15 protein-coding genes are annotated in these 17,126 nt (G+C 48.0%); 7 read left to right on the top strand and 8 right to left on the bottom strand.

Annotation, left to right across the window (positions count from 1 at the left end):
• Together I2D94_RS14365 and I2D94_RS14360 are read left to right on the top strand one after the other, a co-directional pair.
• A partial coding sequence (locus I2D94_RS14365) for a hypothetical protein (protein ID WP_195397410.1) occupies positions 1-774 on the top strand: 774 nt, incomplete at its 5' end.
• A gap of 23 nt (positions 775-797) precedes the next feature.
• Complete coding sequence (locus I2D94_RS14360; protein ID WP_195397409.1) at positions 798-1,205, top strand: hypothetical protein; 408 nt, start codon at positions 798-800, stop codon at positions 1,203-1,205.
• A 114-nt stretch (positions 1,206-1,319) separates the two neighbouring features.
• On the opposite strand, the gene I2D94_RS14355 is transcribed toward I2D94_RS14360, so the two are convergent.
• Together I2D94_RS14355 and I2D94_RS14350 are read right to left on the bottom strand one after the other, a co-directional pair.
• Entirely contained in the window at positions 1,320-2,684 is a 1,365-nt protein-coding gene (locus tag I2D94_RS14355) for an aldehyde dehydrogenase (protein ID WP_195397408.1), read from the bottom strand.
• 545 nt (positions 2,685-3,229) lie between these two features.
• Positions 3,230-3,709 (bottom strand): MGMT family protein, encoded by a 480-nt coding sequence (locus I2D94_RS14350; RefSeq protein WP_195397407.1) that lies wholly within the window; start codon positions 3,707-3,709, stop codon positions 3,230-3,232.
• A gap of 342 nt (positions 3,710-4,051) precedes the next feature.
• Between I2D94_RS14350 and I2D94_RS14345 the strand changes: the two genes are divergently transcribed.
• Positions 4,052-4,246, top strand: a complete 195-nt coding sequence (locus I2D94_RS14345) for a hypothetical protein (protein WP_195397406.1) — start codon at positions 4,052-4,054, stop codon at positions 4,244-4,246.
• Positions 4,247-4,383: 137 nt separating this feature from the next.
• Here I2D94_RS14345 and I2D94_RS14340 read toward each other — a convergent pair whose 3' ends face one another.
• The 4 genes from I2D94_RS14340 to I2D94_RS14325 all read right to left on the bottom strand — a co-directional run bounded on the left by I2D94_RS14340 (position 4,384) and on the right by I2D94_RS14325 (position 8,035).
• Positions 4,384-4,851: a hypothetical protein gene (locus I2D94_RS14340; RefSeq protein WP_195397405.1), complete on the bottom strand. Its 468-nt coding sequence runs from the start codon at positions 4,849-4,851 to the stop codon at positions 4,384-4,386.
• 21 nt (positions 4,852-4,872) lie between these two features.
• Positions 4,873-6,249, bottom strand: coding sequence for a S41 family peptidase (locus tag I2D94_RS14335; protein ID WP_195397404.1), 1,377 nt, complete (start codon positions 6,247-6,249; stop codon positions 4,873-4,875).
• Positions 6,250-6,416: 167 nt separating this feature from the next.
• Positions 6,417-7,613: an FtsW/RodA/SpoVE family cell cycle protein gene (locus tag I2D94_RS14330; protein ID WP_195397403.1), complete on the bottom strand. Its 1,197-nt coding sequence runs from the start codon at positions 7,611-7,613 to the stop codon at positions 6,417-6,419.
• Positions 7,610-8,035 carry a GNAT family N-acetyltransferase gene (locus tag I2D94_RS14325; protein WP_195397402.1) on the bottom strand — a complete coding sequence of 142 codons (426 nt, stop codon included), beginning with the start codon at positions 8,033-8,035 and terminating at the stop codon, positions 7,610-7,612. The genes I2D94_RS14330 and I2D94_RS14325 overlap by 4 nt, the downstream gene beginning before the upstream one ends.
• A gap of 70 nt (positions 8,036-8,105) precedes the next feature.
• Between I2D94_RS14325 and I2D94_RS14320 the strand changes: the two genes are divergently transcribed.
• Both I2D94_RS14320 and I2D94_RS14315 read left to right on the top strand, forming a co-directional pair.
• Positions 8,106-9,641, top strand: coding sequence for a hypothetical protein (locus tag I2D94_RS14320; RefSeq protein ID WP_195397401.1), 1,536 nt, complete (start codon positions 8,106-8,108; stop codon positions 9,639-9,641).
• Between the two features lie 259 nt (positions 9,642-9,900).
• The gene (locus I2D94_RS14315) at positions 9,901-10,524 is read left to right on the top strand and encodes a hypothetical protein (RefSeq protein WP_195397400.1); all 624 of its coding nucleotides are present in this window, start codon (positions 9,901-9,903) and stop codon (positions 10,522-10,524) included.
• A gap of 469 nt (positions 10,525-10,993) precedes the next feature.
• On the opposite strand, the gene I2D94_RS14310 is transcribed toward I2D94_RS14315, so the two are convergent.
• Complete coding sequence (locus tag I2D94_RS14310; protein ID WP_195397399.1) at positions 10,994-11,878, bottom strand: LysR family transcriptional regulator; 885 nt, start codon at positions 11,876-11,878, stop codon at positions 10,994-10,996.
• Positions 11,879-12,001: 123 nt separating this feature from the next.
• On the opposite strand from I2D94_RS14310, the gene I2D94_RS14305 reads away from it, so the two are divergent.
• Positions 12,002-13,687 carry an FAD-dependent oxidoreductase gene (locus I2D94_RS14305; protein ID WP_195397398.1) on the top strand — a complete coding sequence of 562 codons (1,686 nt, stop codon included), beginning with the start codon at positions 12,002-12,004 and terminating at the stop codon, positions 13,685-13,687.
• A 220-nt stretch (positions 13,688-13,907) separates the two neighbouring features.
• Here I2D94_RS14305 and I2D94_RS14300 read toward each other — a convergent pair whose 3' ends face one another.
• On the bottom strand, positions 13,908-14,441 hold the full coding sequence (locus I2D94_RS14300; protein WP_195397397.1) for a DJ-1/PfpI family protein: 534 nt from the start codon (positions 14,439-14,441) through the stop codon (positions 13,908-13,910).
• A gap of 97 nt (positions 14,442-14,538) precedes the next feature.
• Between I2D94_RS14300 and mutS the strand changes: the two genes are divergently transcribed.
• Positions 14,539-17,070, top strand: coding sequence for a DNA mismatch repair protein MutS (mutS, locus tag I2D94_RS14295; RefSeq protein WP_195397396.1), 2,532 nt, complete (start codon positions 14,539-14,541; stop codon positions 17,068-17,070).
• Positions 17,071-17,126 lie beyond the last annotated feature (56 nt).

Here is a 17,126-nt window from a genome sequence, read left to right as displayed (position 1 = left end):
TCACGGATAGTCAGTGATGAGGTTGTTGCCGGGGAGGATTATGAATTCTGTCCGGTTATTCAGATTATGATCGTTAATCGGCTGCCCAACATGAAAAAGCATTCTTATTTTACTCATCAGAGCCGATATTTCGTGATGGAAGATCACATCATGATGCCGGATGAGCGCTGCCGGATCCTCTGGGTAGAAATGGATTATCTAAGTGAGCTGGCGAAGAAACCGATCGAAGAGTGGCGGATGGCAGAAAAGATTCTTTATATGACACGGTACAGTTTAGATGCGGAAAAACAGGAAATCATTCGGGAGTTAAAAGAAAAAGAGGAGGTCATACAAATGATGGAAGAAAAGAAGATGGAGTTTTTGAGGAACACAAGTTTGTCTATCGCATTGATGAGGACGCGGTTTGATGAAATTGATGAACAGAAGATTTACGAAAAAGGGCAGCGGTTAGGGAAGAAGATCGGGGAATGCATTGGCAGGCGACAAGGAGAACACATTGGCAGACAGCAAGGGGAACGCATTGGAGAACGCAAAGGGGAACGTAAAGGGGAAGCAAGACAAAGAATGATGCTTCAACAGATGTTGAGTATTCGGATTCCGATGGATGAAGAAGAAACGGCGCTGCTTCAGCAGTTAAATGGCGATGAGCTTCTGTTATTATCGGAGCGGTATGAAATGATAAAAACGTCGGACGATCTGGCAGAACAGGTTCATCAGATTGTAAATCAGAGAACGAACTCAACCCCACAGCCTAAGCTGACGGTCAAGGTTTAAAACTATCTTCAGAGGTGATTCCAATGATCAGAATGACAGAAGAACAGCGGATGGAGTTTTTGAGAAGTACAAGCTTGGACATCGCATTAATGCGGACCCGGTTTGATGAAATTGACGAACAGAAGATTTATGAAAAAGGGCAGCGGTTAGGGAAGAAGATCGGGGAATGCATTGGAGAGCGCATAGGCAGACAGCAAGGGGAACGCATTGGCGAACGGATCGGTGAACATAAAGGGGAAGCAAGACAAAGAATGATGCTTCAACAGGTGCTGAGTATCAGGATTCCGATGGGTGAAGAAGAAGCTGAACTGCTTCAACAGTTAAATGGCGATGAGCTTCTGTTATTATCGGAGCGGTATGAAATAATAAAAACGCCTGACGATCTGGCAGAACAGGTTCATCAGATTGTAAATCAAAGAACTCACCGTTAACCTGGGTTCAGGTGAATTCCTGTTTTCTGAAGAAAGGTTCTAATTACAGAAAAATGCCAGGATTAAGGAAGAACCCTGGCACAGGAGCGTAAAAATCAAATGTTTGTTTCTTAACTATTTCATGAATTTCCGAACAAGCTTTGCTTTCCAAGGAGAAACAGGCTGATAGCGGATTGGCAGGTCGATGAATGTTGATTTATTGACGATGCTTTTCATATGGGAGAAGGCTGCGAAGCTGGCATAACCATGATAACCGCCCATGCCGCTGTATCCAACGCCGCCGAAAGGCATCGCCGTGGTCGCTAAATGAATGATCGTGTCGTTAAGGCAACCGCCGCCGAAGGAACATTCGCGCAGGAAGCGATCCTGATGTTTATGATTTTCGCTGAACAGATAAGCGGCCAGCGGTTTCTCCCGCTGTTGGATAAAGCGCAGCGCTTCGCTGAAATGCGTATAGGTCAGAATCGGAAGGATCGGGCCGAAGATTTCTTCCTGCATTAAACTTGAATTGGGATCCGGATCGACGACCAATGTCGGCATGAGTTTGTGCTGGTTCCAGAGTCCGCCGTAAACAACCGGCTGATCCGCCAAGAGTTCATTCAGCCGCTGTTCATGTTTCTCATTGATGATTCGCGGATAGTTTTCATTTAATGTCGGATTTGTACCATACTGCCGTGTGATTTCAGAACGCAGCGCTTCGATCAACGGTTCTTTTACACGGGAATCCACTAAAATGTAGTCTGGGGCCACACAGGTTTGTCCGGCGTTGAGCAGCTTGCCGAAAATGATCCGGCGTGCGGCCAGTTCGATATCGGCGGATGCGTCAACCAGACACGGACTCTTTCCGCCTAATTCCAAGGTTACCGGCGTCAGCCAGCGTGATGCCTTTTCCATCACCAGCCGGCCGACCTGGACGCCGCCAGTGAAAAAGATCGTGTCGAAACGTTGTTCTAAGAGCTCGGTATTTTCTGCCCGGCCGCCTTCAATGACCGCAACGTAACATTCGTCATAAATGATGTTCAGCAGCTTGGCAATACAATGGGAGGTTGCCGGTGCATAAGCGGACGGTTTAACGATCGCACAGTTACCGGCGGCCAGTGCGCCGATCAGCGGACTCATCGTCAGCTGAAACGGATAATTCCACGGTGCCATAATCAAAGCCACGCCAAGCGGTTCAGCCATCGTAAAGCTGACAGCTGGAAATTGAGCTAACGGCGTCGGGATACGTTGGAACCCCATCCATTTCTTTAAATTTTTTCTTGCGTAATTCAGTTCCTCAAAGACCATGCCGATCTCGGTCATATAAGACTCAAAATTAGATTTTCCCAGATCCTGTTTCAGAGCTTCCATGATTTCCAGTTCATGTTCCTGGATCACGCGTTTCAATAGCGTCAGCGCTTCGAAACGAAACGCATAGCTCAATGTCGCGTGCGTATTAAAATAAGCCCGCTGATTTTCTACACAGGTTTTAATATCCATACATAAATCCTCCTGTTTTCCTTATTGTATCACGAAGCGGGAAATGGCAGGTGAAAGAATGCTGAGATTCGTGAAAGAGATATAGGGAAGCGGATAAGCACCCCTTCTATTCCATCGACAGAATCTTCAGGTCTTCGCCGGCAATCAGATCTGATCGTTTTTGTGAAGAATTATGTTGATGTAGAATTGTTGATGAGTCTGTAATCTGAAAGTATCTTTAAAGCTGAAATTTTCATTCACAACAGAATGAGAAAATCCAATGATAAAATAAAAAGTTAGAATATTTTGTTGCAGGAGCTCAGCACCTACTTCATTTGAATTGACTTCAAGGAAGCCCCTCAATTTCTGATATGAACGGCACAGGATCATTGCTTTCATGGATCAGGATATCAAACTTAGTGGAAAGAATGATAAGCTGAACGGCAATCGGTTTGATCGCGCTGATTGTATCGCGGAGCGTGCTGGTGAATAGTTCAGGGGGGTTGAACGCTTAGCCTTGTATTAGTTTCTCTATTCCCGATTTTCAACGAAGGAAAGAGAAGGTCTTAATCAAGGTCAAAAAGAACGTCTTCGTAATTTTGAACATAATATCGAAGATTCTTACGACCTTTGCGAACGATCGTGTGTCCTTCGGCTTCCAACTTTGCTTTTTGCGCCAGGACGCCACCGGGATATTTCGGGTTCAGTTCCCCTTCTGCTTTAAGCGTCCGCCAATAGGGTGTTTCATCCTCTGATCGCTGGAAGCTGGCCCAGGCGGCAATCGACACGAAAATGCCGGCGGTGATCGGTTCTGTAAAATCAGCGCCGCTGGTTCGGGCGAAGTATTCACGAAGCGTCCCGACAGTGATCACCTTACCCCAGGGCACACGTTTCATCATGCGGTCGTAGTCGATCGGCGGGGCAAAAAACATCCGGTTTCCACCGTATTTCTCAATACTTTTGGGATCGGTGATGATCTGAATTTTTGGCATGTCTTTTTTGTCCTGCAGCATGGCGTTGAAATCTTTTAATTCTTCGTTGGCCATAAAATCACCTCTTGCCTTAAGCATAGCGGCTTTTGTAACTTCCTGCAATGAGACTGTTTTATAAATTTCCAACTATTTCATAACTCAAATTTTCTTTCTCGTTACTGTTTGACGCGCCGCGGGAAAATCCAAATTGCCCGCACAGTTTGGAAAGAAGCAGGATGACAACGGAAAAGATCCGTATTCTTTTCATGCGGGTGAGTCGAGACTGCCGGTCAGCTATGCCTGAGATGGGAGATGGTTGAGTAATACAATTCCTTATGCGACCATGCTGCGCGGATTTCTTTGAACGTTACTGCCGCACGGTGTTCGCTCACTACTCAGGGGAAAGTCAGACTGGGGATGACGTTTAATAAAAGGTCAGGAACTGTTGAAGTGAATACCGTGATCAAGACGGCCGGCATGAAATCCAAACGGGAAGAAGCGCTGGCATTCTACGGCATTACGCCGCAGACGGCGGTGATCGGCGATTGCAAGCGCGTCGGCCGGGTGATGGAAGCGACGCATGACGGATATTTCTTTGCAATGAGCTTATAGAGGGAATCAGTTCTCAATCCTCATGATTAAAATGAAAAAGGAAAGCTGCGAAGACTTTCCTTTTTTACGGTCAATTAACAGACAAGATTGCTTTGAAATCAGTTTTTAAACCAAAACAGGCGAAAGAAAAATTTGCATTATCCGCAATTTCGGGCAGGGTTCCAATGGATTCCGATATGACCGATACCCAAAATCACAACAGATACGCAGAGTAATGGATTGTGGATAGCGATTCCCAGCAGGAAAAAAGCCATGACCGGCAAAGTCGCGCCCGCAACCGGAATCTTGAGAAAGGGGGCGTAGAAATTCCGCAGTGTCTGCGGACTCCGGAAATAACGGATCCAGAAGCCTTCGTAGCTCAGCATCATCGCCAGGGACAGAAGAAAATACAGCTGTTCCAGAAATCCTGAATAAGCTGATTGACTCTCGAAGAAGGCAGACACGGTAACCAGAACTTGACCAATTCTTTCCATACGCACCAGAGATGGTTTTTCTTTCGCCACCGCGGCTTCGTAGCCTTGCGGTTTGTGCTGCGTCCAGAAAAGATTAGGCAGAAACAAGCCGGTCAAATAGATCAGACCTGGGAATGAGAATTTCCACGACATAGGAACACCTCTTTCTTCATGTTATGGCAAAATTTGATCTATCGCCGCTTCCAGGACGGTGTCGATCCCCTGCTTTAAATCGTCAACGGTTTGTTCGATAAGCAGGTCTGGCTCGATTCCTTTCCCATACAGCGATTGTCCGTCATAGTCCAGTGAACCTTTTGAGGTGAAGGCAAAGGTAAAACCGAGATCTTCCAGACTGACGTCATAACGAAGTCCGCAAGAACCAGCCGTCGGCGTCCCTATCAAGAGAAAAGAATCAAGATCGGAGGCAAGCAAAGCCAGGCTTTCCGCCGCGGACATCGTATTATAATTTGTCAGCAGGAGAAGACGATCAGCCTGGATTCGGTCCAGCCCCGATTCCCTGAAGTCAGTCAGATCGCAAGTTTCCGGCTGCGTATAGACGAATTCTCTTTGCGGATGGCTGGCAAAATGACTTCCCATCCTTTCGATATCCGAAGTCAGCTCAAAGCTTTGAAAATTTCGGATTTCATCATAAAACGAGGAAAGCAGCTGGAAAGCGCCAAGATCAGAACCACCCAGGTTATCCCGGATATCTATAATGAAATACTTGTAATCCTTGATTTGAGGAAATACTTCTGTAAAGTAAGAACTGCCGAGATCGCTCATGACTTTCAGATGCAGATAGACGATCTCCTCTTCCAGAACCAGAACGTCGTAGGTTGTGCTTTGATGGAGGATCTTCACCTTGTGACCGGTGATTTCCGGCTTCGCATAAGTCTGGGTGATTCTCCGCGTCCCTTTTTCAAAAACTTCCTTCGTTATTTTTTCTTCGCCATCAGGCAGTTTCCAGATCAGCTGGACGCTTTCGCCTTGACGGTTATAGACGAAACGTTCCAACATTCTATTCTGCTTCAAACGGGAAGTCCGCGCGGCTACAAGCGGAGCAATCTGTTTCTCTAAATAAGATCCGGGATCCTCACCTTGAATTTTGACTAATTCGGATCCCAGCGGAACCTGTGAAGTCGGACTGACACCGGTGACGATATACTGATGATCAATATAGTTGAATTGGTAAGTCAGATAACCAAAGGCGTCCGACATGGCCGCATTATAGCCAAAATGATTATGCGCGTCGCCGGTAACGGCTGTCAATTTCTCCAATAAAGTACAATATTCATAGACGTCAATCGGTTTTGAGGCTTGGCGTATTAACCCGGCCAGCATTTCCGAATAGGAAAAATCAGGCGAATCATGCCAGCAGACGGAGTTGGTATTCACTGCCGTATAAGCGTCGATCAGGGATTTTATCCGTTGATCAGCTGTCAGATATTCGCTGGTTGAAGGAACGAAGTCGGTTGGTGTCGGGTGACCGGAACAGCCGACTAAAAGAAAACCGCAAAGAAAGATTGAAATCAGAGTTCGCATACAATTCATTGGCACAGCCCCTTTTCAGTTAATTCTAATTGTATCATAGCATTGAAGAATATGATTTGAAAGGATTGGAGGAGGACGCCTCTTGAAATCATGTCAAAAAAACGGAAGACGCTTTGATCTTCCGTTTATCATTTTCTGCATTCCCGGCATTGGGACAGGGGCTTAAGCTAGTGCATCAGCCGGCTCTTGTTTTCTGAACTCATCTGGAACACGATTGCCAGCGGAATCATATACGACAACATACTTGAGCCGCCGTAGGAAATAAACGGCAGCGTAATGCCGGTGATTGGAAACAAACCGGTGATCATGCCCATGTTGACCAGCTGCTGAAACAATAACATGCCGATCATCCCCGCGACCATATACCGCTCGCGCGGCTGATCATGCCGCGAGGCGATGCTGATCAGCTTTAAATCGAACGCCGTCAATAACGCGACGACCGAAGTCGTGCCGAGAAATCCGAAATTCTGACCAATGACAGAGAAAATGAAGTCAGTCTGCGGCTCTGGAAAACGAATCAGGACTTCGCGGAAGCCATGGCCCGTTAAGCCGGAGGAACCGATCGTTAATAACGAGGTATACAGCTGGTTGCCCCAGGTATTGATGTATTTCTCCGTTTCCAGCCAGCCGTAAATCCGCCGCATTTTATAACCTCCGCCTAAGATGGAGGATAAAAGATTCGGATAAAACTTGAACATGAAGATCAGTCCGCCGAAGCCGATGACTAAACCGGCCGCGCCCAGCCAGACCCATTCCTTGCGGACGCCCGAGACCGCCAGCATGACCAGGATACTGACGATGATGATCAGCGGGATGCCGGTATCCGGTTCTAAAAAGATCAGGATCAGCGGCGGGACGGCGATCTTGCCGACTTCCCAAAACAATTTGAAATCACTCGCAAACGACATTTCCGTCTTCCCGAGGTTATGCTCGTGGATAATATTGGCAACCATGATGATCAGCACGACCTTCATGAACTCGCTGGGCTGAAAGGTGCCCAACCCGGGGATCTGATACCAGGCCGTCGTTCCGTTGATCGGTCGGATAAACCGGTCCGGCAGGTTGATCACATACTTATCCACCAGTAAAATCGCTAACAGCACCATCAGAATCCAGTAAAAGATTTTGACCCCGGTAAATAACCGGTCGCTGCCAAACCGCGTCAGAAAGGCCAGCATCAGAAAGCCGATCGCATACCACATGCCCTGTTTCAGCCACAGATGCGTACCCTGCAAGCGCGTCGCCATGATCGGATCGGCGCAGTAGATTGCCAATAACGAAACGCAGGTCATCGCTAAAAGCAGCAGCATCAGCGTCCGGTCGATATGGAATTTCTTGTGGATCCGTTCCGGCTGTTGGCTCATAGCACTTTCTCCATCGTGACGTGACGAATGCCGGCCTCATAAAACGGCTCGGACACCGTGGTATATCCCAGTGATGCATAGAAACCTTCAACTTGCGCCTGAGCATGCAAAACGATCTTCTTAAAGCGTGCCAGATGCGGATCTTTTTCAATCTCACGCATCATCAACGCTCCGACATGCTGCCCACGGTAAGGCTTCAGGACGGCTACCCGTCCGATATGGATTTCCTCGCCGAAGTCCAGCCCCCGGCAGCAGGCAACCGCTTCGCCCGCCTCGTTTTCCACCAGCCAGTGCATGGCGGTATCGTCGTCCTGATCCTGTTCAATATGCAGGTCGACCTGTTGTTCTATGACAAAGACTTCTGTGCGGATTCTGACAATCCGGAAGAAATCCGCCTGTGTTTCAGCAAACTTGGTTTTCATGAAAGTCAAACCACTCCTTTCATTTGAATCTGATGTACAATAATGGTATCATAATAGGCGAGGTGATGGTATGAGAAGATGGCATTCTTTGTTAGAAATCATTCAATTTCCATTGAAAATGCTGTTTGTGGCAATCATCCTGACGGGGCTTGGAACCTTGATTACTAATCAGAGCTTATCGGTGTTCTGGTCGGTGAACGACCGCAATATCCTGCTGCTGGCGGATCTGTTCAAACGGACGGGCAGTTTTATTATCGTCAATTTTCCTTTCTTTGTCATGATAAAGTTTTTAGCGACGAAAAGCAATTCGTCGGTTCCGATCATGATCGGAATCACCGGCTATGTGCTGGTGCTGGTCATCACGATGCTGTTTCAGCCGGCGGGCCTGCCGACGTCGGCCTCCTCGGCGATTCTGGGATTAAGCTATTCTTCATCCCTGTTTGACCGAACCCGCTATCCGCTGCAGACGGGGTTCTTTGCCTGCGCCGCGGTCGTTCTGGCATCGCGGATCGCGTATTCCAAGTCACGGACGAAGTCGATTTATGGTTTCTTCTCGTTTGTCGACCGCGATACCTGGGGTTTGATTTTAACGTTGATTTTATGTATGATCACCGGCTTTGCGCTTGTCTGGCTGTGGCCGATCGTGCTCAATCTTCTCAATACGATCTTTGAATTCATCGCTACCGATATTACCAATCCGATGAACCTGTTTGTTTACGGCGTCATGGACCGGATCTTGGCGGATCTGAATCTCGGCGCGCTGATGCGCACCTTGTTCTGGTATGGCGAACAGGGTGGTACCTGGATTAATAATTTAGGCGTCAATTACATGGGCGACGTGGGAATCTGGACGGCGCAGATGAACAGTCTGATCACGCCCAGCGGCGTCGGCCGGCTGATCACGCCGTATTATGTTTTGAACCTGTTTGCGGTACCGGGCATGTTGATCGGATTCTATACGATCTTTACGGATAAAATGGAAAAACGGCGGATTCGTCTGTTCTTCCTGCTGGCAATTCTGGTGTCGTTAGTCACGGGCACACTGCTTCCGCTTGAGCTGTATCTGTTGATTCTGACCCCGTTGTTATTTGTCTTCCATCTGGTCATGACCGGTGCGTTGTTCGGTATCTTCCAGTCGATGAGCGTGACACTGGGCTTCAGTTATACCGGCAGCACCGTCACCGCCATGCCGGGAACCTTATTTGATTTTATGCTGTATGTGCGGAATCCCAATATGCAGCACACAATTCGGATGATTTTCCTGGTCGGCGTGATTCTGTTTGTGCTCTACTTTGCGTTCACTCGTTTCTACTTCAAATATCTGGCATTGGACTTATTCAATACCGGCGCCAGCAAGCGGCGGGTAGAAGGCTTTATCTTAGCGGTAGGCGGATTGGAAAACATCAAGATGATGCATTCCTCGCCGACGCGGTTAACCATTCAGGTTGTGGATTCCTCGCTGATCAACTTCTCACAGATTCAGCGCTTGGGAGCCAGCCGGGTGGTAGAGAGCCGTGCCGGATATTCCGTTAACTTTGGGGCCGGCAGCACGATTATTAAAAATGAGATTAACAAGCGGATAAAGGAAATGAAGCGCAGCGCATAATCGAAAACACTTGGGATTGAAACGATACGAGAGATCGGGACAATCCCTTTTTTATTTATTCAAAACAAAAAATAAGGATCTTATCATTTTATGCTAAAATAAAATCAACAGGGAGGTAGACTGAGGAAAAGATTATCCTGCTTCGCCAATCAACTTGGCTATTAAAAAACAGGCTTAATCAAGATTCCTGAAGCTTATCTTTTGGATAGTTCCAAACACGCAATCAAACAATAGAGTTACAATAATCGAAGGGTAAAAAATGAAAAACTTCTTATATCGTCATGGATGGTCTTATGATCAAGTTCGGCACCTTAGAGTGGTTCCTCTTTGTTTTTTGGTATATTTCTTAGCAACTTATGGTTTTACGGCAATGACCAGGAATCAATCTATAAGCCAGGAAACTCCGCTAATAATTCATCTATCGGATTTTGGCTTTATGGATGAAAGCGTAGAAAAAAATCATAGCTGGACTGATGGATTAGGAAATAAACGAGTTGAATGTATCCTCTTGGGAATGGATCCGGCTGCCAATCAACATGTTAGATTTAATGTTCAAGTGGTTGATTACCAAGAAAATATAAATCCTGTGGTTGGCTATCTGCGTGAGATGGGAATAAGCGTTCATCAAAATACGTTTCAAAAGCAAGATCTTGAACACTATCTTGAAGATATGCATGAATTAGACGCTGAACAATGGGGATCGGAATTGGCCTATTCAAGTCAGACGTTTGATGTTGAACTCACATCCTATGGCATACCGAATAATACAATTTATCTGCTTTTCGAAAACAGAGCTATAATATTTCGCTATTATACTAAAATCGAAATAACTCAGGAACTCATTGACAGCGTGGCTTCTATCTACCAAAAATCGTTTTACTAATGAGGATTGGGTTCTTATTCATAAAGAGGCAAGAGGACGATCTCAAGCTGTTAAGCATGAGATGTTTTTCGAAAATCAAAACAAGCAGAGAGGCGGCCGCTGCCTGTGGGAATCCCGGATTATCGTTTCGCTTCTTTTAAATCTTGCTATGCAGATCAAAGAAGCTGATCAAAGATTTTATTAATGAACAGCCGATAGTATTCCTGTTCACCCGACTCCGGCATATTGGAGAAACGATGAATATAGATATGCTATGAACAATTTTTAAAAAGACAGGGAAAGATACTTCGCTTTTAGCCTGACAAAAATATCAACGATATTTTCACTGCTGCTCACAAAGCAAAAAATGAAATTTACCCGTGATCGGGATAATAACAATTTTAAGACTTCCATTTCATAAAGTATTTGGGGAAACTGAGGGGCAGGGAAACGAAATCTGATGCACGAAGGGCTGTTTATTCATCCCGGACTACATCTGTCTTTTCTGTGGATATCGTGATCTCAAAAAGTCAGCCAGATTTTCAGCCGCTTTCTGGTTCACATAGTCTCGCCGCACAAGCAATCCAACGAACCAGTGATAATCACGAAACGGCGTCATGGTTAATCCCGGCAGCGGAAAGGCTTCGATTAAAAGATCAAAAATCATGCCTTCATTCGCTGAAATTCGATAAAAAGTCTCAATCGTATTCGGGCTGTTTTCAAATAGAAAAGACTGTCCCCTTTTCTTCAGGTCGCGAAACAGGGGCGGATATGTATTTTCAAGGCTGCCCATGCCGAAAAAGCGGTAGGGCAAAATGTCATCGAGGGTTAAGCAGGATTTTTTAAAGTCCAGTTTGGAACTATGCGTACAATAAACCGGACATTCAAAAATTGGAAATTTATTGAATTCTGACATGTCATCATCAAATTGAAAGATCAGCGCCGCATCCAGCTGCTTCTTGCGAAGCTGGCTGAGGCATTCGTCCAATTCTAAAAAGTGCCGTTCAATATGAAGGTCTGCCCGCTTTTCATAAGCTGAAAATTCAGCGTCGCTGACCTGAAACTGAAACGGAATCATCGAGGAACAGATGCCCAGCTGCAGCTGATGAAACTGCGGATTCAGGGCCGCCATTTTCTTTTGCAGCAGGTCAAACTCTTTCAACAGGGGAAGACTTTGTTCGGCAAGATATTTCCCTTCGGCGGTTAATGTGATCCGGTTGTGGTCGTTTTGAAACAAACGACAATGAAGCTCGAGTTCTAAGAATTGTATTTGCTGACGAAGCGCTTGCCGACTGATATAGCACTCTTGCGCCGCTTTTGTGTAATTCAGCGTTCGTGCAGTTGCGGAAAAATAACGCAGCGATTGAATATCCATAATCTCCTCCAACCGCAGGTTTTTCCTGCGTTTGTGTGATCATTATAACTGCTTTTGTCTTGGTTGAAAAGATGTTATCCTCTAACTGGATGATTTTTTCACAAACGAGGAGGAAAGAAGATCATGAAAACTGTATCACGCCGTGAGTTTCTCAAAGGCGCTGCATTGTCTGCGGCAGGTCTTGCCGCCGCGGGACTGCTTGCCGGCTGTTCCAGCGAAAACAAAGACGCTTCCCAGCAACCGTCTCCTACTGAAGCACCTGCCGCTTCCGATTGGCTGGGCAAGGCTCCGGAATTCAAAGAAAGCGATTTCGTCAAAACCTATGAAACGGATGTTTTAGTCATTGGCGCTGGAAACGGGGGCCTTTTTGCCGCATCGGCGGCGGTCGAAGAAGGAGCCAAAACCATTTTAATTGAAAAATTCAGCGAAGAATTCGGAGGCTCCGGGATCCGCGATACGTTGGGAGCCATCAATTCCAAACAACAGATTGCCAATAACGATAATCCGGATCGGCTGGAAGTGATCACTGAACTGTACCGCGTATCGAACGGATATGGCGATATGCGGTTGTATAACACCTGGGCCGACCATTCTGGCGAGATGATCGACTGGTTTACTGAGCGGCTCAATGAAGAGGGCTGGCAGTTTCTACACGAAATTGACGGGAAAACAGAAAAGATGCGTTATGCAGCATTTGACACGGGTCACACGCTGCAGCTGGGAACCAACGCCTACGACCCGAACAATTCCGCCCGCGTTTTAAAGAAATACGCCAGCGGCCTGGGATTAACGATCCATTATGAAACCAAAATGGAAGCTTTGATCAAGGAAGAAGGAAAGGTAACCGGCGTCATTGCTTCGACGCAAGACGGTTTTGTGAAATATATTGCCCACAAAGGGGTTATTGTCTGCACTGGCGGCTACAGCCTGAATCCGCAAATGCTGCAGGCTCTCCAGCCGGAAACACTGCTTTATGACAACAACAACAGCTCTTTCCCGGGATCGACAGGAGAAGGAATTAAAGCGATGCTGTGGGCCGGAGCTAAAATGGATGACGTTCATGGCTCCGTTGTTTTCGATCGCGGCGCAATCAAGCCGGATGCGGTCGGCAATGAGGAAGGTTATATGTTCTGGATGGGCTCGCAGCCATTCCTGAAGGTTGATTTGAAGGGTCAACGTTTTACAAATGAAAGTGGTTTTTACGATCATATCCTGCATGATTCGCTGAATCTTCCTCATCATACCTACTGCATGGTCTGGGATGCTGACTATGTTGCGGATATTGAACGCTTCGATACTCACGGCTGTTCCAGAATGTTCCCGCATTCCAATGGTACCGAACCGGTTATGCCGATTCAGTACATCGACGGCGTAGTTTTGCCGCAGGCTCGCGAAGACGGCTATATTGTCAGCGCAGATACGTTAGAAGAGCTGGCTGAAAAACTTGGACTTCCCAAAGAAAACTTCGTCGCAACCTGTCAGCGCTACAATGAATTATATGACAATCAGGAGGATCCGGATTTCGGCAAGGAAGCATTCCGGCTTTCGCAGATGCGCAAAGCGCCGTTTGAAGGCATCCGCATGAGCGGCGGCTATTTCATCAATACGTTTGACGGCGTTAAGGTTAACTGCGACATGAATGTCCTGGACGAAAACATGCAGCCGATTGAAGGCTTATATGCTGCAGGCGACTGTACTGGAGGTTATTTCGCCACCAGTTATCCGAATCTTCTGGCCGGTGCGGCTGCTGGAAGAACAGCTACTTTCGGCCGCCTGGCGGGCAAAAATGCAGCCAAGCGCTCCGTCTGAGCGACTGATCAGAAAAATAGATTCAAGCTTTAATCAGGCCACGAAGGGATAGATTCGTGGCCTTTAACGATTGGGGAGAACGCCACAGGAGGGGGAGCTCTCGTTATGATGAAAAGACACCCGGGATGAAAAACAATCCGGGTGTCTTTTGCGATTTGATGACACTTCGCATCAAAATTCAGGCTTTCGATGAAAGTCCGGCTGCCTGCAGCCTTCCTGATCAATAATAAATCTGTTTCTGAATGAATTCTTTCTGCTCAGTTCCCTGCAGCTTCTCAATGATCGCAAACGCGAAATCAATCGTGGCCGCCGCGCTGCGGCCGGTGATCAGATTGCCGTCGGTGACGGTGTATTGATCAACATACGTACCTCCGAAGTCCTCGTTCATGCTTGTGAAGCAGGTGTACCGCTTCCCTTTCAACAAGCCCAGATGTCCCAGAATCGTCGGCGCCGCGCAGATCGCCGCGATCGGCTTATCCAGCGCTTTGAATTTCAGGATGATCTGTTTCACATCCTCGCTGCTTTCCAACAAAGCATAATGCGGCCCGCCCGGCAGCAGCAGGCAATCATAATTTTCAGGGTTCAAGTCGGATAACGGAAGCAGGCCGCAGATCGGCAGATCATGCTTGCCCGTCGTCTTTTCTCCGTTGATTCCAAACAGATCCGCTTCCAGTCCGCTGCGCTTCAATAACGCCAGCGTGCCGATCGCTTCGATCTCCTCATAGCCCTTGCCTAAAATCGTGCAAATTCTCATATCCGCACCTCCATTTTCCTTATTATAAACCCAAAACTCCCCTGACCTGCAGAAAAAATGATGGTATAATAAGAACAGTTTTTTTAGAGGTGAAAGTATGGAACAATATACGCCGATGATGCAGCAGTATCTCGAGGTTAAAAAGAATTATCAGGACGCCCTGGTTTTTTATCGTCTGGGCGACTTTTATGAAATGTTTTTTGAGGATGCCAAGATCGCGTCCTGTGAGCTGGACCTGGTGCTGACCGGCAGAAACGCCGGGGTGAAGGACCGCGTGCCGATGTGCGGTGTGCCGTTTCACGCCGTGACGGGCTATATACAGCGTCTGGTTCAGAAAGGCTACAAGGTGGCGATTGTCGAACAGATGGAAGATCCGGCTTTAGCCAAGGGACTGGTAAAGCGCGATGTGATCAAGGTCGTGACGCCCGGCACGGTGATCGACGAACTGTTTGACGAACGCTCCAGCATTTATCTGGCGGCCGTCGTGGACTATCAATATGGATTCGCCTTGTCGATCTGCGAAATGTCGACCGGCGAAACGACGGTAACGCATATTCCGCGCAACATTCTCCATTTGCAGCAGACGCTGCTGAAAAACAATATTCGCGAGATCGTCGTGAAGGAAGGCTTCGACGAGAAGTTTATCCGTGCAGTCCGCGATCTGTCCGCCGTGGCGATTTCCTATTGTGCCGAAGACCAGATCGGCGAGGAATACCTGCCGCTGTGCGAGGAAGTGAGCGACGGGGCGCAGCGGGAAGCCTACGGGCTGATGCTCAATTACCTGATCGAAACGCAGAAGCGGATGATGCATCATCTCCAGACTGTCGAAATTGAGAATGAAAACGACGTGCTGTATATGGACTTCTCAACCCAGCAGAATCTGGAACTGGTCGCTCCCCTGCGCACGCAAAGCAAATCGGAGACCCTGTGGTCGTTTCTCGACCGCTGCCAGAGCGCAATGGGTTCCCGCCTGTTAAAAAAATGGATTGAACGGCCGTTGGTAGATAAAAAGAAAATCCTGTTCCGCCAGGACCGGATCGAATACTTAATGAAAAACTATCTTGTCCGCGAGGATCTCAAGGACAAGCTGAACCAGATCTATGATATGGAACGGCTGATTGCCAGAGTGGCCTATGGTTCTGCCAATGCGATCGACTGCCAGCGTCTGCAGAAAACGCTGAGCCAGGTGCCGGAAATCCTGGCGCTGTTTCAGGATGCGCCGGTTTTTCAGGAATACCGGGACGTCGACTGCTGCCTGTCGCTGACGGAGCTGCTGGACGGGGCGTTCGTTGAGAATCCACCGGTGTCCGTCAAGGAAGGCGGGATGTTTGCGGAAGGCTTCAGCGAACAGCTGGACGAATACCGCAGCGCCCAGAAGGAAGGTAAAACCTGGATTCTCCAACAGGAAAACTACGAACGCGAGCGGACCGGAATTAAGACGCTGAAAATCGGCTACAACCGGGTGTTCGGCTATTATATTGAAGTGTCCAAGGGCGCATCAGCGCAGGTCAAGGAAGAATACGGCTATGTCCGCAAGCAGACGCTGACCAACGCCGAGCGCTACATCACCTCCGAGCTGAAGGAAAAGGAAGACGCGATCCTGCATGCGGAGGAGCGCTCCATTCGTTTGGAAACCGAGCTGTTCGCCAACCTGCTGGAACAGATCCGCAGCTATCTGCCGAAGCTGCAGAAACTGGCCTTGATGCTGGCGAATATGGACGTCTATTACGCCCTGTCCTCGATCAGCGCGGATAACGGCTACGTTCGTCCCCTCTTCACGGAGGACGAGCTGAAAATTGAGGAAGGCCGCCATCCGATTCTGGAAAAGATCAGTCCTAACCGCTATGTTTCCAACAGTCTGGCGATGGATAAAGAAAATCAGATCCTGATCATTACCGGTCCGAACATGGGCGGTAAAAGTACCTATATGCGGCAGGTGGCGCTGATCATCCTGATGGCGCAGATCGGCTGCTTTGTGCCGGCGAAGAAATGTGAAATGCCGATTTTCGATAAGATTTTTACCCGTATCGGCGCCAGCGACGACATCCTGTCGGGACAGTCGACGTTCATGGTGGAAATGACGGAAGCGAACAACGCGTTATCTCAGGCCACGGAGCATTCCTTAATCCTGTTTGATGAAATCGGCCGCGGCACTTCCACGTATGACGGCATGGCGCTGGCTCAGGCCATGATCGAATACATCGCCGTCTGCATTCACGCGAAGACGCTGTTCTCCACACATTATCATGAACTGACCAGTCTGGATGAAAGTCTGCCGGTGGTGAAGAACGTGCATGTCGAGGTGCATGAGGACAATGGCGATGTCACCTTTATGTACCGCGTTAAAAAAGGCAAAGCCGACCGGTCTTATGGCATCAACGTCGCCCGGCTGGCAAAGCTGCCGGAAGCGGTGCTGGAACGGGCCGGCGATCTGTTAGCAGAATACGAATCGAAAAAACGCGTCGTCCAGCAGTCGCTGGGCATCGTCGAAATGGTCAAAGCGCCGGTCAAGGAACAGGGCGTGCTCGATAAATTGGAGATGGTCGATCCCAATCAGCTCTCGCCGATTCAGGCGCTGCAGATGATCATGGACTTGCAGCAGGAACTGAAGGAAGCGCAGAAAGCATAACAGCTGACTGCGATCAGTCTCACGCCGCTTTCGCTGTCGGGAAAGAAGCGAAAGTC

This window comes from Holdemania sp. 1001302B_160321_E10, assembly GCF_015552275.1.
Taxonomy (GTDB): domain Bacteria; phylum Bacillota_I; class Bacilli_A; order Erysipelotrichales; family Erysipelotrichaceae; genus Holdemania.
The sequence above is the reverse complement of the archived record's forward strand: the minus strand, read 5'-3'. Positions and strand labels throughout refer to the sequence as shown.